This window comes from Thalassospira sp. MBR-102 (genome assembly GCF_040549275.1).
GTDB classification, from domain to species: domain Bacteria; phylum Pseudomonadota; class Alphaproteobacteria; order Rhodospirillales; family Thalassospiraceae; genus Thalassospira; species Thalassospira xiamenensis.
The window spans coordinates 376,749-398,558 of record NZ_JBEPTC010000002.1; the positions used below are offsets into that span (position 1 = coordinate 376,749).

Here is a 21,810-nt window from a genome sequence, read left to right on the forward strand (position 1 = left end):
TGTTTTGATTTTTTGATAAAAGTGAATAATCAAACCGATTATGCAGCGTTACTTAATAATTCCGGCGGCAGCTTCATGACCTTGAGCGTCTGAAGCGACGTCGCACACAGAACCGGCTCACTATTCCTCATACCAAAGACATCGATGCGGGTGACAATGATCGACCGACCGCGTGAAACCACCTCGCCAACCGCGCGCAACTGATCGCCCATGCCCGGCGCGACGATGTTAAGCTTGTATTCGATGGTCAGCATGCCCTGATCTTCGGCAACGAGGCTCCATCCAGCAAAGCCGCCCGCGATGTCGGCAAGCCCGGCGATCAGGCCACCATGAAAATAGCCGTTATGCTGGATCAGATCCGCGCGTGACGGCACGACAATCTCGACCCGCCCCGGCTTAACATCAACGACCTCGGCCCCGATCGAAAGATTGTAGGGCTGCTGAGAAAACCGATGCCGGACTTCAGCATTATAGTTCGGATTTTGCGGCTCAAACTGTGCCATCTTGCGATCCTGTCCTGCCTGCAGTCATGCCGGTTCAATATATCGAGCACCGGTCATCACGGGTTATGAAGCAAATCTGTTGTAGTTTACGTTAACGTAAACGTCAAATCAAAATCCGCATCACTATACCTATTTATGATCACAACAGGCAAAAGGCCGGTTTTCAACTTTATATCAACTCATCGGGAGTCAGTTTGTGCCTGTGCTCCAGCGGGCGATGCTGGCTTCGAGCATTTCATCCATCACGCCGTCGCCCACAAGCTTGAAAAGTGCCTGAGCAATACGGCCACGCATCGCGCCGGTATTGCAGGGCGACTTATGCGACATGGTCAGATACAGGCTTTCTTCGCTTACCGCGATGTCATAGCTGCGAATATCGTCAATCTTTTCCCGCGCAGCAAAAGCTTTGCCGGGGAACTCTTCGTAAATCAGATATTCTCCGCGATTACGATCCAGCATCTTCAAACCTTGTTCAAGGCTTGGAACTTCCCGAATTGTCAGGTTCTGGGCCGCATAGCTGTCGAATTCCTGCCCGAAACTGTTGTTAATGACTGTAAGCCCCTCAAGCCCGCGCAGATCCGACCATTGGCGATAATTGATATCAATGTTGGCTTTGGTCCAGATGACCGTGCGCGTCCCCTGGAATGCCGGATAAAAATAATCCATGTATTCAAGTCGCGGCACTGTAAAGAAGGCACCTGCGATCATATCGATGCCACCCTCACGCATGTGCTGCTGCACACGCCCCCAACTACCTGCATTGACGACTTCAATGTTAATGCCTGCGGCATCACCAACCCGCTGCAGGAATTCAGCAGCCGCACCAATCAGATGACCAGAACCATCGTCGGCAGGCCAAAGATAGGGTGGGTAATCCGGGTTTCCCGATGCAATCAAATGGTTGCAATCCCGCACGCCACCATTATCGACCGCAAAATTCTGTGAGGCGTCCTTGGCATGGGCAATGTTTGCTGCGATTAAACCAGCAACGCAAATGGACGCTAAATACCCTGTCCGGGTCATCAACTGCATATCCATCACTCTCCAACCGCATCACCAATCTCGCAGCGTCGATTATTTTATGAGTAATGTAAGGAGACTCTCGAGCATATTCATCATCCGGTATGTGTTTTTTCGTACATTACCACAATCGCACACCAACCGGTGGATGATACTGTGTGACGTCCTGAAATCAAAAAAGCCCCCGCAAAGCGGAGGCTTCTTTTAAAATCTTCAGATTTCCCGCGCTTTTCAGCAAAAGGCGGAAAGAGAAAGGCAAAATGACTTAGGCGGAACGGCGCTTCATGCCCTGGTTTCCACCACGGACTTCACCACGACCACCTTCGGCACGGCGCGGACGATCACTGAAATCACGACCGCGGGTATCACGATCTCGATTTTTGAAACCGCGTTCGCCACGTGGTTTGTCAGCAAAACGACGCTCGCCATCACGTGCCGGTGCACCTTCGCCACGCGGGCGGAAGTTGGTGCCACGGTCCGTGCGCTCGGTACGATCAGAACGCTCTGCACGATCAGGGCGCTGGTCGGCAGCAGCGCGATCAAAGCGCGGCTTGCGATCAAAACGGTCACCACCGCGGTCGTTGCGATCCGAACGGGCCGGACGATCACCACCGCGATCACCACGCGGCTGATCTGACTGGCCAAAACGACGGCCGCCATCACGACCACCGTCACGATCACCACCAAAAGCCCGACCGCCTTCGCGATCCCCTTCGAAACGGCGCACACCATCACGGTCGCCTTCGGCACGACGTGGACCACCGAATGAACGGGCGCCGTCGCGGGCACCATCACGGCCACCAGCAAATCCACCGCGACCACCACGGCCGGCATCACGACCACCATCACGGCCGCCGCCGAAACCGCCACGACCACGACCGCCATCACGGCCACCGCCAAATCCGCCGCGACCGCCACCACCTGACGAACGGGCCGGAGGAGCCGAATGGAATTCATGATCTTCGTCGATCTCGACCTGCTGGCCGATCACGCGTTCGATGTTGCGCAGATGACGAACGTCACGCGGCTCGCAGAACGAAATCGCGATGCCTTCGGCACTGCCGCGACCGGTACGGCCAATGCGGTGCACATAGTTTTCCGGATCGGTTGGCAGGTCATAGTTGATGACATGCGTGATGCCCGGAACGTCAATCCCACGTGCCGCAACGTCAGTTGCAATCAGGACCGGGAACTGGCCATTACGGAAGTTACGCAGGATTTTCTGGCGAATACGCTGCTGCTTGTCACCATGGATGGCGTCGGTATCGACACCTTCATCGCGCAGCTGGAACGAAAGCTCGTCCGCATCGGCTTTGGTTTTGGTGAAAACCAGAACGCGTTCGCTTTCCTGACGTTTCAGCAACTGAACCAGAAGCGAGGTCTTGTCGTGACGTTTCACGAACATGCCGCGCTGGGTCACACGCTCGGTCACGCTGGACTGCGGCGCGGTTTCAACCTTAACCGGATTGTTCAGCAAACGGTCGGTCAGATGTTTGACAGCCGGCGGCATGGTTGCCGAGAACATCACCGTCTGGTGATCACGCGGCAGCACTTCGGCAACGGTCAGAACGTCTTCCGAGAAGCCCATATCGAGCATACGGTCGGCTTCGTCGAGAATGAAGACTTCGATGTCATCAAAACGAATGGTATTGCGTGACATGTGGTCAAGCAGACGACCCGGGGTCGCAACCAGAATGTCAACGCCACGGCGCAGTTCCTGAATCTGCGGGCCCATCGGCGAGCCACCGTAAACAACAGAAGAGAACAGGCGAATGCCTTTTTTGAAATCACGCAGGCACTGACCGATCTGGTTTACCAGTTCACGCGTCGGCGCAAGAATAAGCGCGCGCGGCTGGCCCGGTGCCGGGCGTTTCGGGTTCTCGGCAAGGCGCTGCAACAGCGGAAGGCAGAAAGCAGCGGTTTTACCACCACCCGTCTGGGAAATACCCATCAGGTCACGACCCTCAAGCAAAGCCGGAATGGTTTTTGCCTGAATCTCGGTCGGTGCGGTGAAACCAGAAGCTTCAACGTTGCGCAGCAGGGGCTCGATAAGGTTGAGCCCTTCAAAATTAGTCATAAAGGAAAGTCCTTCAAAATCCGGTCGGCGCCATGTTCGCGCCATGATGTGCCTGCTCGACAGCAATAGCGACCGGTGCACGGCGATCAAGCCGCTGCTTCGGACCCTGCATGAGAGGCATATGATGAGGCCATGACGTCATCACGTCATCGCCGCCCTCGCCTTTTCACACAGTTCCTGACAGCTCAATCTGCCCTACAAGCGAAGGAATGAACGGGGTGATACATGCCCCCCAGAACAAAGTCAATCAATCCCTGCGCCGGGCAGCCATGCAAAAACGCATTCACCATTCCCATATGTAACGCGGAATTAATCTATGCATGTCTAATTTGTGTGCATTATCGGTCGCTTAAATAACGCGTAAGGGGAAGAAATATGCGTTTTCGGGTTGTTACGGGGATTTTTTCGATCCCGGCCATCTGCCTGCTGACACTTCTCGCGATTATCGCGACAGTCGCTTTGAATTATCAAAACAGCCTGCGTAACGGTAAGTTCGAACAGATCGAACATCTGACCGAGGGCGCGGTAACGATCGTTGATTCATATATTGCCAAGGTCAAAGCGGGCGATATGGATGAAAACGCCGCCAAGGCAGAAGTGCTTTCATTGCTCAATGCGTATCGCTTTGATGGGGAGAACTACATATACGCCACCGATTATAACCATTGCATGGTTCTTGATCCGCTCAGCCCCGAAGATGTCGGCAAATGCAACCCCGACAGTAAAGTGCGCCAGATGATCGTCAAAACCGCCAAGGCCGGTGGTGGCGTGATAACCTATGAAACCAAAAAACCAGGCATGGGCGATACATTGGTCGAAAAGGCCGCATATGTTCGTCCGATTCCGGGCTGGAACTGGGCATTAGGTGCGGGTGTCTATATGGATGACGTCGCCGCAGAATTTCAGTCCGTGATGCAACGTATCGCGATTATCTCTGTGATCGCGATCGTCATCGCCGGCGTGTTGTCCTGGTTCGTCGGCACCCGTATCACCAAAAGCATCGTCGGCCTGAACCGTTCGATCGCGACAATTGCCGAAGGCAATTATCAGGCACCAGTTGAGACGGATTCCAACTTTACCGAAATCGGCGACATGGCATCTGGCGTTCTTGCCCTGCGTGACAAATCCGCGCAGGCCCAGCAGCTTGAAAAAGACGCCGCCATCCAGAAACAGAGAGCCGAAGAAGAACGGCGCACCAATATCCACAACATCGCCAAAAAACTCGAGAGCGAAGTTGGTGGTATTGCCGGTGCCGTTGACCAATCGGTTAAACGCAGCGGTGAACTTGCAGTTAGTATGTCACACAACGCCGAAGGCATTCTTGATCAGAGCCAGCAGGTTGCATCTGCCGCCGGGTCCGTGTCACAGAACGTTGACGCGGTTGCCGCCGCGACCGAGGAACTTTCTTCCTCGATCACGGAAATCAACGTTCAGATTTCCCAGATGTCAAATACTGTCGAACGCGCAACGCATGAAAGCCAAAGCGCCTCTGAGGATGTTGGCGGCCTGTCCGAAGCCGTTGATAAAATCAAGGAAATCGTCAGCCTGATTAACGACATCGCGGGCCAGACCAACCTCTTGGCCCTGAACGCAACCATCGAAGCCGCCCGTGCAGGTGATGCGGGCAAGGGCTTTGCGGTGGTCGCAAGCGAAGTCAAAAACCTTGCCACCCAGACCGGGCGCGCGACCGAGGAAATCGCGGCCCAGATCAACGGCATCGTCGAAGGTACCGAGCGTGCGGTTACGGGTATTTCGCGCGTGTCGGAAACCATTGATCAGGTCCGGTCTGCGTCAACCGCCATTGCGGCGGCAATTGAAGAACAGGGTGCAGCCACACAGGAAATCGCGGGCAATGCCAATCGCAGTGCGGATGGCGTGAAACAGATTTCGTATAGTGTCGATCAAACCATGAAGAACGCGCAAAGCACAACCACCCATGCGGGCGATCTGCGCAACGCGTCCGAAGAACTTTCGTCGCGGTCTTCGGAACTGACACAGATCATTCACCGCTTCTCGAACGATCTGATCAAGCAGGCTGAGAATTGATTCCTGCGAAGAAAATAGCCTCAAACAAAACGGATGTGGCTTAAGCAAAACGGGCCATTTCGCAGGAAATGGCCCGTTTTCTTTATCGAAAAGGATCTAAGCCGATCTATTCGGCGGGAAGATCATTTTCCCGACGGAAGGAATGAGACGGGTAAACACCCAAAATCCGGACCTCGTGCGAGAAGAACTGAAGTTCTTCAAGCGCATGGCGCAGACCAAGCTGTTCTGGATGGGCTTCGACCTCGGCAAAGAACTGGGTTGCGGTGAAATGCCCCTCGACCATATAGCTTTCAAGCTTGGTCATGTTGATCCCATTGGTCGCAAAACCGCCAAGCGCCTTGTAAAGGGCCGCCGCAACGTTACGGACGCGGAAGACAAAGCTTGTCACTACCGGCGTGCCGTCATTGGCGATATCAAGCGGCTCGCGCGCCAGAATGATGAAACGGGTCGTATTATGTGCCGCATCTTCGACCTCGGTGCGCAGCACATCAAGGCCATAAATCTCTGCGGCCAGAACCGGGGCAATCGCAGCAATGCTTTTATCGCCCAGATCGGCCACTTCCTTTGCGCAGCCTGCCGTATCTGGCCCGACAACGGTATTCACGCCAAGTTCCTGACGGATTTTACGGCACTGGCCCAGCGCGTGAACGTGGCTTCGGATTTCCTTGATATCCGAAATCCTGGCACCGGGAACTGCGACAAGCGCGTGGTTGATGCGCAGGAACGTCTCGCCAATGATATGCGCCCCAGAGTCAGGCAAAATGTGGTGAACATCCGCCACACGACCGGCCAGAGTGTTATCAATCGGAATCACCGCCAGATCGACATCACCATCGCGCAATGCACCAAATGCGCCCTCAAACGTCCGGCAAGGCACGGTTGTCGCACCGGGAAAGGCGCGCCGCGCTGCCTGATCGGAGTAGGCACCGTGCATTCCCTGAAAAGCGATACGTTGTTGGGCAGTCATCTGGTTGTTTCCTGATATCTAATATGATTTCCATGTCATGCCCCGCGGCTTTACCGCCAGACAAAACATAGAAAAGCCTAATTACGAGCCCAGCACAAGTCGTGCGCGTTCAAGGTCTTCCGGGGTGTCGACGCCAAGCGGTACGCCGTTCACAAGCGCAACCGCGATCACCATGCCATTTTCAAGTGCGCGCAGCTGCTCAAGCTTTTCACGCTTTTCAAGTTCGGCCGGTGGAAGACTTACAAACCGGTCAAGTGCTGCCCGGCGATAGGTGTAAAGACCGATATGATGGTAAAGCGGCCCGTCGCCATGCGGGGCCGTTGCCCGCGTGAAGTAAAGCGCACGCGCCACACGACCGGCACCAAAGGCCGCTACCGCCTTCACCACATTGGGATTTGTACGTTCTTCTTGCCGCGTGATTTCAGCCGCCAGAGTCGCGATGTCGACATTCGGATCGACAAGCGGCTCAAAAACCGCACGAATATCGGCTGCATCAATCGTCGGAAGATCACCCTGAACATTGACCACGGCGTCGTATTTTCCATCCGGGTCAAAGCTTTGCAACGCCTGATGCACCCGATCCGATCCGCTTGGCAAATCCGGATCGGTCAAAACGGCAATACCACCAGCCGCCGTTACCGCGTCGGCAATTTCCTGTTCGGCGCACGCGACGATAACCGGACCGATTCCTGCATCGGTTGCCCGGCGCCAAACATGAACAATCATCGGTTCGCCGTGAATATCAGCCAACGGCTTGTTGGGCAGGCGTGTCGATGCCATACGGGCAGGAATAACGACAACGGGGTTGCGCGGCGTAGTCATATAGGCCTCCGGTCTGGCTTGATCCTGCTTTGATCTCGCGCAAAGCGCGCGTCTGATCACCTGTGCAAGAAGCAATGTCGTGAATCGGCGGGACAATAGCCGGTTTTGGGGATTCTGCGAAAGACGGAATTGAATATGACGAAGGTATATCTCGTCTGTTTTCGCCTTTATGTTTAAGAAAGGTTGATGCAAATCTCTGAAACGTATAGTTTCCCTCCGACCGGTCTGACCTGCTGTCGCATGCGCGTTCTTGTGATCTTTAAGAGCGTTTTGGGGGCGCATGGGTCAGCTGTTAAAAAGAAACCTGAGAGTGATTAGGCTGTAGGGATCCCGTCATGAAAACGATGGAAATCAACAAGATCGTCGCCGGTGTTATCTGTGCTGTGCTTTTGGTTATAGTTGTTGGCAAGATCGGAAGTGCTCTTGTGCACCCCGAAGAACTGGAAACGCCCGTTTACCCGTTCTCCGAGGATCTGATGGCTGGTGCCAACGCACCGGCTGCCGCACCGGCAGAGCCGGCTGGACCAGAACCGATTTTTGCATTGCTGGCATCAGCTGACCTTGCCGAAGGCGAGAAAGTCTTCAAAAAATGCGCATCCTGCCACGACACCGAGAATGGCGGCCCGAACAAAACCGGCCCGAACCTTTATGGCATCGTCGGTAACAAGTTCGCCCACAAGGATGACTTCGCCTATTCCGACGCCATGGCGAACCATGGCGGAACCTGGGGCTGGGAAGAACTGAACCACTTCCTGTACAAGCCGCGCGATTATGTCGAAGGCACGAAAATGAGCTTCGGGGGTCTGAAAAAGGCCGAAGATCGCGCTGCTGTCATCGCATGGCTTAACAGCAAGTCGGACAATCCGCTGCCTTATCCTGATCCGGCAGAAGCCACCGCAGCTGAAGGCACCGACGCCGCAGCAGATGCAGCAGCAGATACCCCGGCCGAGGCCGCGGAGTCCAACGATGCCCCTGCTGAAGAAGCACCTGCCGCTGATGCACCGGCAGAGCCCGCAGCAGAGGGTGAAGCACCCGCCCAATAAAGGGGTGGGAAATTCACCGGATAATCGATTGATTTTTTACAGGGGACAGGTAACTGTCCCCTGTTTTCGTTTGCCACTAATCGTTTCAAAACAAGGAATGCGTTTTAATGGAAAATCTCGACCACTTTCTGGAGATCGCCCACAAACTGGCCGATACCGCCCGTCCGGTCGTGCACCAGTATTACCGCACCCCTGTTGCCGTGGACGTCAAGGCCGATGCAAGCCCGGTGACCATTGCCGACCGCGAAGTTGAAACCGCGATGCGGGCAATCCTGATTGCGGAACTTCCCGATCACGGAATTCTTGGCGAAGAACATGGCCACCACAATATTGATGCCGATTTTGTCTGGGTCCTTGATCCGATTGATGGCACCAAGTCATTCATCGCTGGCAAGCCAAGTTTCGCAACACTTATTGCCCTGTGCCACAAAGGTGTTCCCGTTATTGGCATTATTGATCAGGCCATCACCAATGAACGCTGGGTTGGTGTTATGGGTCGCGCCAGCACAATGAATGGTGACGAAATCAACGCCCGCGAATGCGAAACGCTTGATGCTGCCACCTTCTTTACCACCGCACCGGAGCTGTTCCGCACCGATGCCTCCGCGCGCGCCTATAAGGCAGTTTCGAACAAATGTCGGCAGCCGATGTATGGCGTTGATGCCTATGCCTATGGGTTGGTTGCCCTTGGCTTTGCCGATACCGTGGTTGAATGTGGTTTGCAGGCCTATGATTTTTGTGCCCTTGTCCCGGTCGTCGAAGGTGCCGGTGGCGTTATGACCGATTGGCAGGGCAAGCCGCTGACGATTTTCAGTGACGGTTCCGTCATCGCGAGTGGCGACGCCCGATGCCATCAGGACGTTCTTTCGACCATCCGGGCAGCAACGGTCTGATCTCTGTGCCCGCTTTCCGTTAGGCCGCATCATGTTCGAATGGGTCATCATCCTGTTTCTGGGAACCGGACTGCTTTACGGCCTGCAATCGCGCAGGCTGCAACGGCGTAACATATCCTCGCCGATGATGATGGTTATAACCGGTGCGTTGATCGCATTGCCATTGGGCATATGGCACGAAGCACCCCTTGCCCCGTTCGCTGATCGCATCCATTTCGCCACCGGGTTTTCCGAAATGACGCTGGCGATCATTCTGTTTCTTGATTCCGCTGTCCTTGACTATCGCAAGGAAAAACCTGCCATACGGCTTGCCAACCGGTTGCTCCTGATCGGGTTGCCGTTGACCATCGGTGTGACTTGGGCTTTCATCATTGGCCTTCACCCTTCCATCGGGATTCTTCCGGCACTGATCCTTGCCCTGATTGCAAGCCCGACCGATGCGGCCCTTGGCCGACCGGTATTGGAAAACAAATCGGTTCCCGATCCGATCAGACAGGGGATCAATATCGAAAGCGGTCTGAATGACGGGCTGGTTTTACCAATATTCACAGCCGTTGTATTGCTCGAAGCCGACCTTGTCGGTGAAGGCAGCAACAACTGGCTGACCGAGGCGATCATCGAAATTTCCGTCGGGGCCGGGGTCGGACTTCTGGCTGGCTATGTCATCGGCCAGATCGTCAATCACGCGGTTACCACCAACACCATCCTTGACCGGTTCGAACGCTTGCTTGGCGTGCTTTCAGCACTTTTCATCTTCTTCCTGTCTGAGAAGCTCGGCGGAAACGGCTTTGTCGCGGCCTTCGCTGGTGGTCTTGCATTGAACATATTCTCCGAAAAGGTCCGCGAAACTATCGAAAGCTTTGGCGAAGCAGAATCAGAACTACTTACCATGCTGACCTTCTTCATTTTCGGTCTGGTGGTTATCCCGGCTGTGTATCAGCTTTGGACATGGGAGATGCTGATCTTCTCGATTGTCAGCCTCGCGATCCTGCGCCCGCTTTGTGTCTGGATTTGCATGATCGGCAGCCCCTATAGTCTGGCGGAAAAACTCTATGTCGGCTGGTTTGGCCCACGCGGCATCGCGTCGGTGATTTACCTGCTGATCATGATCACCATGATCGATCCGAAGGGCTATGAATCCCTTATTGCTGCCGCCGTCATGATCGTCGCCATCAGCGTAACCGCACATGGTCTGTCGGCTGCCCCGCTTTCAAATATGCTGGTGCGTCACCTTGCAAAAAAAGGCGCCCGGTCCTGAGGATATCCCAGCCGGGCGCAAGTCTTGGTTTGCAGTAAGAGAGCTCTGGATGGAGTGCAAAATCCAGAGGGCCCGGCTACCAATCCGGACCAAGGACCTTTGCGCCTGAATGCAAAAGCCCGGCATCGTCATCCTTCCCAACCGGTTGGGAACGAAGGGTGACGAATTCGATTATCAACGCTCGGTCAGCGCCAACCGGACACCCAACGCGATAAACATCCCGCCAAGAGAACGTTGCAGCCAGATACCGAGCGCCCCGTTAGCCCGAAGGCGGGTTGCGGCAAATCCGATGGCAAACACCACGACCGTCTCGACACAAAAACCGATGACATTCACCAGGGTACCAAGCACCAGAAATTGGATCGCACCATCCCCCGCCGCCGGGTTAACAAACTGGGGCAGAAACGCCATAAAGAAAATCGCGACCTTAGGATTAAGGACATCGATCATCGCGCCCTGACGCCATGCGTGAAACGCTGTCATGGTGGGTATCGGAGTCCGCTTTACCGCAGATATTTCAGATGCCGCATCATCCGGACCACGTTTGGCAAAACTGCTGCGCAAGGCACCAATCCCCAGCCACACCAGATATGCCACACCAACCCATTTCACCACCGAGAATGCCAGTGTTGATGTGGCCAGAATGGCCGAAAGCCCAAGGGCTGCGGCAACCACATGGACAAACGCACCGGAACAAACGCCAAGACTGGAAAACACCCCGATCTTGCGACCATGGATCGCGGTCTGGGCACTGATATAAGCCAGATCAGGCCCGGGCGAGATATTGAGCAACAGGGCGGCAATCAGAAACGGCGTATATTGGATCAGAAGATCGGCCATCACGCATCGACCTCCAGGCAATAGTAAACCAGATCCATCGAAAGTGACTTGGCACCGGCCTCGATCAGCATGGAATGAAGCTGCCCGCGATGATGTGTTTGGTGGTTGAACATATGCGCCAAGACAATCTCGCGCGGCAGTGTATATGCCCCGGCCAGCATCGATTGATAGGACAGATCACTTGCCAATGTGTCCGCGTCAAGTTGTTCGGTAAAGGCGATGATTTTGGCATCCTGTGCCTTACGCGCGGTTCGGAATTCTGAAAATCCGGCGTACAGCACGGCATCAAGCGCCAGACGTTCAGGCACCCCGACCAGACGCCCCAACCACAGACGATCCGCCACCAAAAGATGGTTCAGTGTCTTGATGATCGACGGGAAAAAAGCAGCCCGCGGGGCGGTAAGTTCGCCCGCTTCAAGACCCGCACATGCGTCCAGAATATGCTGGTTCGCCCACGCATTATAATTGGCCATGCGTTGAAAGTAGGCAACTCCGTTCATAATATTTCATCCATCTTGATTCCGCCTCCCCCCGTCACTTCAAAAGCTTTATCCGGCCTTTGCGTCACAGGGGCTTGTCGTCTGGTTAGCACCACCTGTCGCATCTGCTGTTGTGTTCATGGCAAGGACGGGCGGTTTGGGCATCCGTTTGGTCAGGATCACGATATTACCCAGCAAAGTCAGGCCAACGCCTAGAACGATATTGCTGTCCCAGACAAATCCTTCAAACCAGGTCGACAGTAATAGCGCTACTACCGGAAACATGACGGAACTGTATGCCGCGCGATCCGGGCCGATCTTGCCCAGAAGTGTCAGATAGGAGCCAAACGCCAGAACCGAGCCAAACAGGGAAAGGTAAATCAGCGCAGCGACAAAGGACGGACTGGTGTCAAAGGTAAACGGAATACCGGTAACAAGGATGTATCCGATCAACAGGATCGAGCCATACATCATGCCATAAGCATTCGCCTGAAGGACCGGAATGCCGCGCGCCTGATTGCGCGCCGATGCCATATTTCCAAGCGACGCGATATAGCTGCCCGCAAGCGAAACCAGCAACCCAACGCTACCACCTGCTGCCAGATCAAACGTTGCAAGATCGCGCGCAAACACCAGCGAAATCCCGCCAAGCCCGATTGCCGCCCCGATCAATGTCCGGGTTTCCGGGCGTCGCTTGAAAAAGATCGCACCATTAATCATGTTCATGATCACGATGGTCGAAAACACTACCGCCAGAAGACCCGACGTCAAATGCGCACTTGCGATGTAAATCAGTACGTAATTCAGCGAAAACAGGCATATGCCAAGGGCCGCCATAAACACATGATCACGCAGGGAATAGCGCATAGGCAAACGGCGGATAACACACCATGCCATCAAAATTACTGCCGCCAGGACAAAACGATAGGCAACAGCCAGTTCCGGCCCGACCGAAAGCTGATACTGGATTGCGATCCAGGTGCTTCCCCAGATCAGAACGACAACACTATATAATCCAAGCGGGCCCATGACGGCACTCCAACGAAATCAATCGTTGGTATTTAGGGCAGTTTTTGCCAAACAGACAAACCAGCAAAACTCATCTATCCATTAGACATACTAATGGACTTTCCGTCCCATCCCTAAGATTTATCGCTTTTTCCCGATTCTGCCCGCACCGGCCCGATATCATCATTTTCGCCATCATTGGCGGCATCGTCGACAATCGACATGTCATCTCCGGGTTCTTTGGCGTCATCGGTATCAAGAACATCATCACCACGCTTCTTGCGCATTTTTTCGCGCAGGCGACGACGCTGCCATTCCTTCCAGATTGCCAGCAATTCTGTGCGCGAATGGAACATCGGCAGATGGCGTTTGGGCTTGACCGGTTTCTGTTCGACCGCCATGCCAACTTCGACAATCTCGTGCGTATCATCGATCCGACGAACAATCAGTTCAACCATGCCATAGGCAACCCGGTCCCCAGGTTCGATATCGCCCGAAAGGTTGCGTTCAAGGATTTCGGCAACGGTCGCCTCTTCGTCCGCGTCCCCAACCACAAAGCCATACAAACGGCCAAGATCGGCAATACGGGTATCGGGTGGGAAACTGAAATCACCAAACAGGTCGACGTCATTTGCCCCCTCGGCCGGACCGGCGAACAATTGATCAAGCAGTTCGACATGGCGCGGTGGGGTAATGATATAAACCTGATCACCGCCTTCGATGCGCCCGGCACTGTGCGGGCGTAACGATTTGCCATCGCGCAAAATCAGGCTCGGCCGTGCCCAGCGCGGAATGCGTTGCCCGGTTGCCACCGCACTTTCGCTGTGAACGCGATAAACGACAATTTCCTGATTGGCGTTGCCCGGCAGTTCAAGGTCGATACGATCGACCGGCCCGTGTCGCGGCGGAATCATAATGCCCAGCCAGCGCGCCATCAGCCGGATTGTCCACCCCTGCAACAGCAGCGACGTGATCACAACAATAAAGGCCGTGTTGAAAAGAAGCTGGCCATATTCAACACCTTCCACCATCGGCACGATCGCAAGCAGGATGGAAACCGCCCCGCGCAAACCAACCCATGAAATAAAAGCGGTATCATTGCGTGAGAAGTTGAAGAACATCAGGCAAAGCCATACCGCAACCGGGCGGGCGACAAACACCAGTACAAGCGCCAGAATAACCCCGGGAATGATCACATCACCAAACTGTGACGGTGTTGCAAGCAACCCCATGGTGACAAACATCACGATCTGCGCCAGCCAGGTGGTTACGTGCTGGAACCGGCGCACCCCGACACTCATGCGCATCTGACTGTTGCCAGCATAAAGACCGGCGACATAAACTGCCAAAAAGCCGCTGCCACCAACGATACTGGTTGCGCCAAAAAGGCTAAGCGCGCAGGCAAGCGTTACAATCGGAACAAGTGCGGGTTCAAGCTTGACCCGGTTGATCATCTGGACGATGGCCATGCCACCCAGAAGACCCAAAACAGCCCCAAGTCCGATTTGCAGAACAAACCGTTCAAGCAGTTCCAGCGCCAGATTATCCCCGCCGCCCTGCATGATCAGTTCGACCAGCGAAATGGTCAGAAACACCGCCATGGGATCGTTCGAACCGGACTCGACTTCAAGTGTGCTGCGCGTACGGTCGCGCAAATTTATCCCGCCCACCCGCAAAAGGAAAAACACCGCCGCCGCATCCGTCGAACTGACAATCGCCCCGAACAACAAGGCCACCAGCCATGGCACATCAAGCACAAGCCAGGTGACCCCGCCAACGACAAACGTGGTCAACATGACCCCGACCGTCGCCAGTACGAGCGAGGGTGCGGCTGCAATCTTCAAGGTTCGAAGCTGGGTTTCAAATCCGCTATCAAACAGGATCATCGCAAGCGCAATGGACCCGATAAAATAAGCCAGCGGCGCATTATCGAAATTGATGCCGCCAATCCCGTCCTCGCCAGCACCAAGGCCGACAAACAGGAAAACAAGCAACAAGGGTGCACCAACCCGGAAACTGATCAGACTGGTAAAGACCGCAACAACGACCAGAACCGATGCAATCAGGATCACCAGATTCATCGATTCGATCATACTCGCGTCTCCATCCTGTTTGTCATTATCGTGAGACAGGTCGAAAAACCCGTCAGGTTCCTGTCAAATGTTTTCCAAGACAGGAAAGTTTGAAATGCGTTACGGCAACTCATCTTGCAATGATGTGCTTAAAGCGCGCAAAGGCGGCATTCTTGCGGCAGGATTACCCGATATTTGGTCAAATATCAGGCAAATGAAATCAATTCTCTCCACCGGTTATAATTCAGCACAGCCAATCATTTATCGCCATCAAGCATTGCCGGAACAAAGCCGGTTTCTTTGGCTGTAGACAGGGCAATTTCCGGAATAACCTCGACCACGCCGGGGACTTCCTTGATCGTATCCGTCACAAAGCTTTCAAGATGAGAAGTATCGCGCAGGCGCAATTTCAACAGAAAATCAAATCGGCCGGTCATGTGATGACATTCAAGAACCTCGTCTGCCTTGATCAGCGACTTGACCAGTTTCTTGTTTCCCTTGGCCGGGTCGGTGCGCAACCAGACCATTGCGGTAAGTGCGCGACCAATCGCATTGCCGTCAACTTCGACGCGGTAAGCCTTGATAACCCCCTGTTCGCGCAATTTGCGCACACGGTCATTCACCGCCGAAACAGAAAGGCCGACCTTCGTCCCCAGCGCCGAATAAGACAAAGACGCGTCATCCTGCAAAATGTCGATCAACTTGCGATCAATGGCATCCATAAAACATCCCCCTGAAGAATTTTTATCAATATCAGACGATCTTACACGAAAACTGTGTAGGCATGAAACTTTCGGGTCGCCAACAACAAATGGTAGGACTATTTCGCTGATCAAGACTGGATTTTTTATAAAATCAGCCTTATTCGTTGATGATCATGCATCTTTTTCGTGTTTCTCGGGATGACGATGCGCTTCGCGGCGCCCTTTTAATGACCGGTGCTGCAATCCTTTTTGCGGCGATGGCGGTGCTTATCCGCTACATCACACGCGAAGTTCATCCCTTCGAAGCAGCTTTTTTCCGTAATCTGTTCGGGTTGATCCCAATGATCCCCTGTATGCTGCGCGACCGGTTGGTTGGTCTGCGTACGCTGAAACTGAAATTGCATTTCATCAGGGCGGTCATCGGACTGGCCGGAATGCTATGCCTGTTTTCGGCACTTGCCATTGCCCCGGCGGCACAGGTGATTGCAATCAATTTCACGGTCCCGATCCTGACCACCATCCTTGCTGCCCTGATCCTTCATGAAACCGTCAGGGCGCGCCGCTGGACGGCTGTGGCACTCGGCTTTATTGGCGCAATGATCATTGTGCGTCCGATCGGACAAACGCTTGAAACCGGTGCGATCCTTGCCCTTCTGGCGACCCTGTTTACTGCCTTTGCCGTAACAACGGTCAAGATGCTCTCGCGCAGTGAAAGTGCCAACGCCATCGTGACATGGATGGGCATGATCATGACGCCCCTGTCACTGATCCCGGCCCTTTTCTTTTGGCAAAATCCGACATGGGAACAGCTTGGGGTACTTCTTGCAATCGCTGTTCTGGCGACTGCGGGACAACAGCTTTTTGTGCGCGCCAATCGCACGGCCGACCAGTCCTATGTCATGGCCTTCGATTTCCTGCGTCTGCCATTTGTCGCGGCCCTTGCCTTCATCATGTTTGGTGAAACCGTCGATTTCTGGACCTGGGCCGGGGCGTCGCTGATCATTGGCTCAACCCTTTATATCGCGCGCCGCGAAGCTGTTCTGGCCAGAAAGGAAAAGCGCCGCCGCCGTATGCCGACAACGGCAGCCGCGGATTCTCAGGCGATCCCGGTCACCAAGGCAAAAACCATCAACCCGCCCGAAGATCCGGAAAGCACCCCCGAAAGCAAAGCAGGCCGCATTGATGCGTAGGTGGTTCAACAGCCTGCCCCCTATCTTCAGGCATCTGTTTTCGCCGTGATTGCATCGCTTATGGCCGCCCTTTTTTCGGTGATTGTCCGCATAGCAACCCGTGAAATCGATCCGCTGCAGGCTGTTTTCTTTCGCAACTTATTTGGGCTTCTTTTCATCGCTCCCATCGCGCTCCGGTCCGGTTTTGCACAGCTGAAAACACAGCGGATGCCGCTGTTTCTGTTGCGCGCCTTGCTGTCGATGGGGGCCATGAGCTTCTGGTTCTCCGCCATTGCCTATATGCCGCTGGCCGAAGCAACGACGCTGAACTTCACCGTCCCGCTGTTTGGTACCGTCCTTGCCGCGATATTTCTGGGTGAAGCGGTTCGAAAATACCGCGTAGCCGCCCTTCTGGCAGGCTTTATCGGTGTCGTCATCATTATCCGCCCCGGCAGCGAAACCATGCAACTGGCAAGCCTTCTGCCAATTGCAGCCGCCCTTTGCATGGCCAGCGCAGGGTTGACGATCAAGTCGCTGTCCAAAACTGAAAACAGTACAACCATCGTGCTTTACATGATGCTGTTGACCACGCCACTGACATTCATCCCCGCGCTCCTCGTCTGGCAGACACCAAGCCTGCAGGCGCTTGGTTTGATGGCACTGGGTGCGTTTATCGCCAACATCACCCAGATCTGTAATACCAATGCTTTTCGAATATACGATTACAGTTTCGTCGTCGGCTTCAACTATCTGCGCCTGCCCTTTGTTGTCGCCATCGCCTTGGTCATGTTCGGTGAGGTCCCTGAAATCTGGCTGTTGCCCGGTGCGGGTTTGATCATCGGGTCCGCACTGTTCATTGCACGGCGCGAAGCCAAACTCGCCAAAGAAGCAAGACGGATCAATCGCGGCCCGTCAGCCGCGGCGATTGACCTTGACCCACCCCCGTCACGCGATAATCGACAAAATATTAATGGGTCAGAGCGCAGATGAAAAACTGGTTCAAAAACCAACCCGCCACGGTACAGGCCAGTTTTTATGCCCTATCGGCAGCGATTCTTGCAGCCTGCTTCACATTGACAATTCGTTTTGCCACCGAGGAACTTCACCCCTATCAGGCTGTATTCCTGCGGTTTCTGTTCGGACTGCTGATGATCGCACCAGTAGTTATGCGCGGTGGATTCGCCCCCTTACACACCAAACGCCTGCCACTTCTTGGATTGCGCGGTATTCTGTCGGCATCGGAAATGTGTTTGTGGTTCTTGGCGGTGCTTTATCTGCCACTGGCCGAGGCCACGACACTTAACTTTACCGTCCCGTTATTTGGCACCATTCTGGCCGCGCTGATCCTTCGCGAAACCATCCGCATTCACCGTTGGCTTGCCGTTTTTGTCGGATTTATTGGTGTTGGGTTGATCATTCAGCCCGGAACGGCCGCCATGCAACCGGCAAGCCTTCTGCCAATTGCCGCAGCCATCTGCATGGCAAGTGCCGGGCTCATCACCAAGCGACTGGTTGCCACCGAAAGCACCACCGCCCTTCTGTTTTACCTGATGCTGATTACAACGCCAGTTTCCTTAATTCCGGCCCTGTTTGTCTGGCAAACGCCAAGCTGGCATGTGCTTGGCCTGATAGTGCTGGCGGCCGCGATGATGAACGTCATGCAGGTTTGCAATGTCAAAGCTCTGCAATTTGCCGATTACAGCTTCTTTGTCGGATTTTCCTATTTGCGCCTGCCGATCATCGCCATTCTGGCCCTGATCCTGTTTGGCGAAGTCCCCGACATCTGGATATTTCCCGGTGGCGCCCTGATTATCGCAGCGGCAGTCTATGTTGCCTTGCGTGAACGCAAAATTGCCTGAACAGCAAACCTGAACAGTTCGAAAACCACCCGGCCAGCCGGGACCACACCCACACCGCAACATCCAAACTCTTCCCCTTGAACTCAGACGGTCAAATGCCCTTGCCCGATAAACAAATAATTTGGTATAGAATTACCTATTATTTGTTTATCGGGATCAAAACAGGGAATTTCATGTCATGCAGGTCAAGGGATCCATTGCCATTGTCACCGGGGCCGCATCGGGCCTGGGCGCCGCCACCGCGCGCGTGCTTGCAGCCGCCGGGGCAAAGATTGCGGCCTTTGATCTGAATGAAGCAGGCGCCAAAACAACAGCAGTCGAACTTGACGGCATCGGTTACAAGGTTGATGTATCAAACGCCAAAAGCGTCGAAGACGCGATTTCCGACGTTATCAAGACCCAAGGCATTCCATCCATTTTGGTCAATTGCGCAGGCATCCTGCAAGGCGAACGCATTGTTGGTCGCGAAGGCCCGGCAGATCTTGATGCATTTGCGCGCGTGATCAATGTCAATCTGATCGGGACATTCAACATGATGCGCGTTGCCGCAACCGCCATGAGCCGCAATGAACCGACCAAAGGTGGTGAACGCGGGGTTATCGTCAATACCGCATCCATCGCCGCCTACGAAGGTCAGATCGGACAGGCCGCTTATTCGGCATCCAAGGGCGGCGTTGCCGCGATGACCTTGCCAGCAGCGCGCGAACTGGCCCGGCACGGCATCCGTGTCGTTTCGATTGCTCCGGGCATGTTTGGCACGCCCATGGTCACCGCCCTGCCCGACGACATGCAGCAGGCACTTGCGGCCAACATTCCCTTCCCCAAACGCCTTGGCGATCCGGCGGAATATGGCCGATTGGCCCTACATATATGTGAAAATGAAATGATTAATGGCGAAACGATCCGCATCGATGGCGCGGTAAGGCTGGAGCCCAAATAAGCCAGCCCCCCAAACGGGAACCGCTGCCACGAAAAACGCCCTGCCAGTCCCGCAATGGCAGGGCGTTTATTTTCCAGCTTTGATCAAGGATCAGCCCCTATCGTCCGACACGGCACCTAGTGGGCGATAACCGTTTCGGCAAAAGTCGCCAGATCGATGTCTTTTTGTGTCACGCCACCCGCGTCGTGAGTTGTCAGCGTGACCCCCACCTTGTTATAAACATTGAACCATTCCGGGTGGTGATCCATCTTTTCGGCCTGTATCGCGATGCGCGTCATGAAACCAAATGCCGAATTGAAATCACCGAACATGTAAACCTTGCCGATTGATAACCCGTCTTCTGCCAGTTTCCAGCCATCGAGTTTAACAAGCGCAGCTTCGATGGCGGTTTTGTCCAGTTTGCTCATTGTGACCTCCTGCTTTTTGCTTGATCCCATTTGACCATGACACCGGAAACTTGCCAAATATTGAACGGTGCAAAGCAGTCCCTACTTCAAAAGGCAATGCACACGTTCACGCAACACCGGTAAAAGGTCACTTTCAAACCACGGGTTCTTTTTGATCCAGCCGGTATTGCGCCAGCTTGGATGCGGCATCGGCAGTAACCCGTCTGGCAAATACTCGGCAAATAGATGTACCGTTTCGGTCATGCTTTTTGCCCGGCGCGGGCCAAGATAACGTTCCTGCGCATACTGCCCGATCAGAAGTGTTAATCCAACATCGGGCAAATGTTTTAGCAATGCATCATGCCATGTCGGTGCACATTCGGGGCGCGGTGGCAAATCACCACCACGTTCAAACCGGCCGGGATAACAAAATCCCATAGGCATGATGGCAAGCTTGCCCGGATCATAGAAATCCTCAACCGGCATTTGCAGCCAATCGCGCAACCGGTCCCCCGATGCATCATTCCACGGCAGCCCGGTTTCATGCACCTTCGTCCCCGGTGCCTGCCCGATCACAAGGATTCTGGCACCCGCCGCCATCCGCACGACAGGTCTGGGGCCCAGGGGCAATGCACTTTCGCATATCCGACAGGCCCGGACATTGACCAGAAGATCGTCAAGTGCGGGGTCACCACCCGGCGGATCGATTTCGGGAAGCCTGCCGGTTAATCCGGCCATTGCATGCTCCTGTTTTGAGGTATCGAACTATGCGTCGGGAAGTTCGCCACCGGCAACAACCCATTCCTCGGCCATGGCGTCGCGATACCATTCCACCATTTCAGGCAATCCAAGAATGGTTTCCATATAGGCATTACCGATGGGATCAAGCGACACGTCATAAGTTTTGAACCGGGTCACCACCGGCGCAAACATCGCGTCTGCAATCGAAAAATGCCCAAAAAGGAAGTCTCCCCCCTGACCAAACTGCGTGCGGCATGTTTTGAAAATCTCGCAGATGCGCGCGATTTCTTTTTCGACGATCTCGCTTCGGCCACGCCCGGGCAATGTTTTGCGTAAGTTCATCGGCATGTTGCTGCGGATCGCACCAAACCCGCCATGCATTTCAAGCGAGACAGACCGCGCAATCGCCCTCACATCAAGATCAAGCGGCCACAACATCGCATCAGGTCGACTGTCCGCAAAATATTCCAGAATACTCAACGCTTCCCAAATGGTTTTCCGGCCATCAAAAAGTGCGGGGACCTTTTTGCTCGGCGAGACGACTTCGGCCTTGGCATGCCATTCTTCGCTATAAAGCGGGATCAGCTTTTCCTCGAAATCGATCCCTGCCACACGCAGGCCCAGCCACGCGCGAAGCGACCACGAAGAATAGTTTTTATTACCGATATACAGAATGGGGCGCGTTTCCATAGGAAGGTATCCTTCATTCAAACCAAAAGGGGGCGGCCAACACACTATCGGGCTATTCAAAACCCGGTTCAAGGCCGTTCAGTCACCGGGCCGTGCTCGGTTTTGGCGATCCGGCAAATGATCATTCAAGGTCTGCCAATCAATGTCGCAGTCACCCAGCACATCCCGAATTATATTTCCGGATGCGGGGTTTTCTTTTGGGCGATTGCCGATTGACGGTGGCATCCGTAAGATCGAAGTCATATCTCGCAATAACAGGCCTAAACAGACTGCCTGCTCAAGAGCCCCACCAC

At 54.4% G+C, this 21,810-nt stretch carries 21 protein-coding genes; 8 read left to right on the forward strand and 13 right to left on the reverse strand.

Features of this window, described 5'->3' with window-relative positions:
- Nucleotides 1-38 precede the first annotated feature (38 nt).
- From ABIE64_RS05095 to ABIE64_RS05105, 3 genes are all read right to left on the reverse strand, one after another.
- Nucleotides 39-503: a PaaI family thioesterase gene (locus ABIE64_RS05095; protein ID WP_063092526.1), complete on the reverse strand. Its 465-nt coding sequence runs from the start codon at nucleotides 501-503 to the stop codon at nucleotides 39-41.
- Between the two features lie 189 nt (nucleotides 504-692).
- Entirely contained in the window at nucleotides 693-1,535 is an 843-nt protein-coding gene (locus ABIE64_RS05100) for a substrate-binding periplasmic protein (RefSeq protein WP_223304894.1), read from the reverse strand.
- 253 nt (nucleotides 1,536-1,788) lie between these two features.
- Nucleotides 1,789-3,600 carry a DEAD/DEAH box helicase gene (locus ABIE64_RS05105; protein WP_063092524.1) on the reverse strand — a complete coding sequence of 604 codons (1,812 nt, stop codon included), beginning with the start codon at nucleotides 3,598-3,600 and terminating at the stop codon, nucleotides 1,789-1,791.
- A gap of 375 nt (nucleotides 3,601-3,975) precedes the next feature.
- On the opposite strand from ABIE64_RS05105, the gene ABIE64_RS05110 reads away from it, so the two are divergent.
- Nucleotides 3,976-5,646, forward strand: a complete 1,671-nt coding sequence (locus tag ABIE64_RS05110) for a methyl-accepting chemotaxis protein (protein WP_354376807.1) — start codon at nucleotides 3,976-3,978, stop codon at nucleotides 5,644-5,646.
- Between the two features lie 106 nt (nucleotides 5,647-5,752).
- Here ABIE64_RS05110 and ABIE64_RS05115 read toward each other — a convergent pair whose 3' ends face one another.
- Both ABIE64_RS05115 and ABIE64_RS05120 read right to left on the reverse strand, forming a co-directional pair.
- Complete coding sequence (locus tag ABIE64_RS05115) at nucleotides 5,753-6,613, reverse strand: prephenate dehydratase (RefSeq protein WP_007088803.1); 861 nt, start codon at nucleotides 6,611-6,613, stop codon at nucleotides 5,753-5,755.
- Nucleotides 6,614-6,694: 81 nt separating this feature from the next.
- On the reverse strand, nucleotides 6,695-7,435 hold the full coding sequence (locus ABIE64_RS05120) for a 3-deoxy-manno-octulosonate cytidylyltransferase (RefSeq protein WP_063092522.1): 741 nt from the start codon (nucleotides 7,433-7,435) through the stop codon (nucleotides 6,695-6,697).
- Between the two features lie 335 nt (nucleotides 7,436-7,770).
- Between ABIE64_RS05120 and ABIE64_RS05125 the strand changes: the two genes are divergently transcribed.
- The 3 genes from ABIE64_RS05125 (at nucleotide 7,771) to ABIE64_RS05135 (ending at nucleotide 10,629) form a co-directional block, all read left to right on the forward strand.
- Nucleotides 7,771-8,478 (forward strand): c-type cytochrome, encoded by a 708-nt coding sequence (locus ABIE64_RS05125; RefSeq protein ID WP_007088801.1) that lies wholly within the window; start codon nucleotides 7,771-7,773, stop codon nucleotides 8,476-8,478.
- Between the two features lie 107 nt (nucleotides 8,479-8,585).
- Nucleotides 8,586-9,371: a histidinol-phosphatase gene (gene hisN, locus ABIE64_RS05130; RefSeq protein ID WP_063092521.1), complete on the forward strand. Its 786-nt coding sequence runs from the start codon at nucleotides 8,586-8,588 to the stop codon at nucleotides 9,369-9,371.
- A 31-nt stretch (nucleotides 9,372-9,402) separates the two neighbouring features.
- Nucleotides 9,403-10,629 (forward strand): cation:proton antiporter, encoded by a 1,227-nt coding sequence (locus ABIE64_RS05135; protein WP_063092520.1) that lies wholly within the window; start codon nucleotides 9,403-9,405, stop codon nucleotides 10,627-10,629.
- 174 nt (nucleotides 10,630-10,803) lie between these two features.
- On the opposite strand, the gene ABIE64_RS05140 is transcribed toward ABIE64_RS05135, so the two are convergent.
- From ABIE64_RS05140 to ABIE64_RS05160, 5 genes are all read right to left on the reverse strand, one after another.
- Nucleotides 10,804-11,469 carry a LysE family translocator gene (locus ABIE64_RS05140; protein ID WP_063092519.1) on the reverse strand — a complete coding sequence of 222 codons (666 nt, stop codon included), beginning with the start codon at nucleotides 11,467-11,469 and terminating at the stop codon, nucleotides 10,804-10,806.
- The gene (locus tag ABIE64_RS05145) at nucleotides 11,469-11,969 is read right to left on the reverse strand and encodes a DinB family protein (protein WP_063092518.1); all 501 of its coding nucleotides are present in this window, start codon (nucleotides 11,967-11,969) and stop codon (nucleotides 11,469-11,471) included. Before ABIE64_RS05145 ends, ABIE64_RS05140 begins: the two co-directional genes overlap by 1 nt.
- A gap of 48 nt (nucleotides 11,970-12,017) precedes the next feature.
- A complete protein-coding gene (locus tag ABIE64_RS05150; protein WP_063092517.1) occupies nucleotides 12,018-12,977 on the reverse strand; it encodes a DMT family transporter in 960 nt (319 codons plus the stop codon).
- A gap of 113 nt (nucleotides 12,978-13,090) precedes the next feature.
- Entirely contained in the window at nucleotides 13,091-15,049 is a 1,959-nt protein-coding gene (locus tag ABIE64_RS05155) for a potassium/proton antiporter (RefSeq protein ID WP_354376808.1), read from the reverse strand.
- 236 nt (nucleotides 15,050-15,285) lie between these two features.
- The gene (locus tag ABIE64_RS05160) at nucleotides 15,286-15,750 is read right to left on the reverse strand and encodes an Lrp/AsnC family transcriptional regulator (protein WP_007088794.1); all 465 of its coding nucleotides are present in this window, start codon (nucleotides 15,748-15,750) and stop codon (nucleotides 15,286-15,288) included.
- A gap of 155 nt (nucleotides 15,751-15,905) precedes the next feature.
- Between ABIE64_RS05160 and ABIE64_RS05165 the strand changes: the two genes are divergently transcribed.
- The 4 genes from ABIE64_RS05165 to ABIE64_RS05180 all read left to right on the forward strand — a co-directional run bounded on the left by ABIE64_RS05165 (nucleotide 15,906) and on the right by ABIE64_RS05180 (nucleotide 19,700).
- Nucleotides 15,906-16,922, forward strand: coding sequence for a DMT family transporter (locus ABIE64_RS05165; RefSeq protein WP_354376809.1), 1,017 nt, complete (start codon nucleotides 15,906-15,908; stop codon nucleotides 16,920-16,922).
- Entirely contained in the window at nucleotides 16,923-17,891 is a 969-nt protein-coding gene (locus ABIE64_RS05170; RefSeq protein WP_354376810.1) for a DMT family transporter, read from the forward strand.
- Nucleotides 17,888-18,760 carry a DMT family transporter gene (locus tag ABIE64_RS05175; RefSeq protein ID WP_063092513.1) on the forward strand — a complete coding sequence of 291 codons (873 nt, stop codon included), beginning with the start codon at nucleotides 17,888-17,890 and terminating at the stop codon, nucleotides 18,758-18,760. The genes ABIE64_RS05170 and ABIE64_RS05175 overlap by 4 nt, the downstream gene beginning before the upstream one ends.
- 178 nt (nucleotides 18,761-18,938) lie before the next feature.
- Nucleotides 18,939-19,700, forward strand: a complete 762-nt coding sequence (locus ABIE64_RS05180; RefSeq protein ID WP_063092512.1) for an SDR family NAD(P)-dependent oxidoreductase — start codon at nucleotides 18,939-18,941, stop codon at nucleotides 19,698-19,700.
- Nucleotides 19,701-19,816: 116 nt separating this feature from the next.
- Here the strand turns inward: ABIE64_RS05180 and ABIE64_RS05185 are convergent, their stop codons facing one another.
- The 3 genes from ABIE64_RS05185 to ABIE64_RS05195 all read right to left on the reverse strand — a co-directional run bounded on the left by ABIE64_RS05185 (nucleotide 19,817) and on the right by ABIE64_RS05195 (nucleotide 21,517).
- Nucleotides 19,817-20,107 (reverse strand): 4a-hydroxytetrahydrobiopterin dehydratase, encoded by a 291-nt coding sequence (locus ABIE64_RS05185; protein WP_007088789.1) that lies wholly within the window; start codon nucleotides 20,105-20,107, stop codon nucleotides 19,817-19,819.
- An 81-nt stretch (nucleotides 20,108-20,188) separates the two neighbouring features.
- Entirely contained in the window at nucleotides 20,189-20,824 is a 636-nt protein-coding gene (locus ABIE64_RS05190) for a uracil-DNA glycosylase family protein (protein WP_007088788.1), read from the reverse strand.
- Between the two features lie 27 nt (nucleotides 20,825-20,851).
- Entirely contained in the window at nucleotides 20,852-21,517 is a 666-nt protein-coding gene (locus ABIE64_RS05195) for a glutathione S-transferase family protein (RefSeq protein WP_037987612.1), read from the reverse strand.
- Nucleotides 21,518-21,810 lie beyond the last annotated feature (293 nt).

Bases quoted from the DNA above. Each gene is read 5' to 3' on its own strand.
- ABIE64_RS05095 (WP_063092526.1), bottom strand. From the start codon at position 503: ATGGCACAGTTTGAGCCGCAAAATCCGAACTATAATGCTGAAGTCCGG.
- ABIE64_RS05100 (WP_223304894.1), bottom strand. From the start codon at position 1,535: ATGCAGTTGATGACCCGGACAGGGTATTTAGCGTCCATTTGCGTTGCT.
- ABIE64_RS05105 (WP_063092524.1), bottom strand. From the start codon at position 3,600: ATGACTAATTTTGAAGGGCTCAACCTTATCGAGCCCCTGCTGCGCAAC.
- ABIE64_RS05110 (WP_354376807.1), top strand. From the start codon at position 3,976: ATGCGTTTTCGGGTTGTTACGGGGATTTTTTCGATCCCGGCCATCTGC.
- ABIE64_RS05115 (WP_007088803.1), bottom strand. From the start codon at position 6,613: ATGACTGCCCAACAACGTATCGCTTTTCAGGGAATGCACGGTGCCTAC.
- ABIE64_RS05120 (WP_063092522.1), bottom strand. From the start codon at position 7,435: ATGACTACGCCGCGCAACCCCGTTGTCGTTATTCCTGCCCGTATGGCA.
- ABIE64_RS05125 (WP_007088801.1), top strand. From the start codon at position 7,771: ATGAAAACGATGGAAATCAACAAGATCGTCGCCGGTGTTATCTGTGCT.
- hisN (WP_063092521.1), top strand. From the start codon at position 8,586: ATGGAAAATCTCGACCACTTTCTGGAGATCGCCCACAAACTGGCCGAT.
- ABIE64_RS05135 (WP_063092520.1), top strand. From the start codon at position 9,403: ATGTTCGAATGGGTCATCATCCTGTTTCTGGGAACCGGACTGCTTTAC.
- ABIE64_RS05140 (WP_063092519.1), bottom strand. From the start codon at position 11,469: ATGGCCGATCTTCTGATCCAATATACGCCGTTTCTGATTGCCGCCCTG.
- ABIE64_RS05145 (WP_063092518.1), bottom strand. From the start codon at position 11,969: ATGAACGGAGTTGCCTACTTTCAACGCATGGCCAATTATAATGCGTGG.
- ABIE64_RS05150 (WP_063092517.1), bottom strand. From the start codon at position 12,977: ATGGGCCCGCTTGGATTATATAGTGTTGTCGTTCTGATCTGGGGAAGC.
- ABIE64_RS05155 (WP_354376808.1), bottom strand. From the start codon at position 15,049: ATGATCGAATCGATGAATCTGGTGATCCTGATTGCATCGGTTCTGGTC.
- ABIE64_RS05160 (WP_007088794.1), bottom strand. From the start codon at position 15,750: ATGGATGCCATTGATCGCAAGTTGATCGACATTTTGCAGGATGACGCG.
- ABIE64_RS05165 (WP_354376809.1), top strand. From the start codon at position 15,906: ATGCATCTTTTTCGTGTTTCTCGGGATGACGATGCGCTTCGCGGCGCC.
- ABIE64_RS05175 (WP_063092513.1), top strand. From the start codon at position 17,888: ATGAAAAACTGGTTCAAAAACCAACCCGCCACGGTACAGGCCAGTTTT.
- ABIE64_RS05180 (WP_063092512.1), top strand. From the start codon at position 18,939: ATGCAGGTCAAGGGATCCATTGCCATTGTCACCGGGGCCGCATCGGGC.
- ABIE64_RS05185 (WP_007088789.1), bottom strand. From the start codon at position 20,107: ATGAGCAAACTGGACAAAACCGCCATCGAAGCTGCGCTTGTTAAACTC.
- ABIE64_RS05190 (WP_007088788.1), bottom strand. From the start codon at position 20,824: ATGGCCGGATTAACCGGCAGGCTTCCCGAAATCGATCCGCCGGGTGGT.
- ABIE64_RS05195 (WP_037987612.1), bottom strand. From the start codon at position 21,517: ATGGAAACGCGCCCCATTCTGTATATCGGTAATAAAAACTATTCTTCG.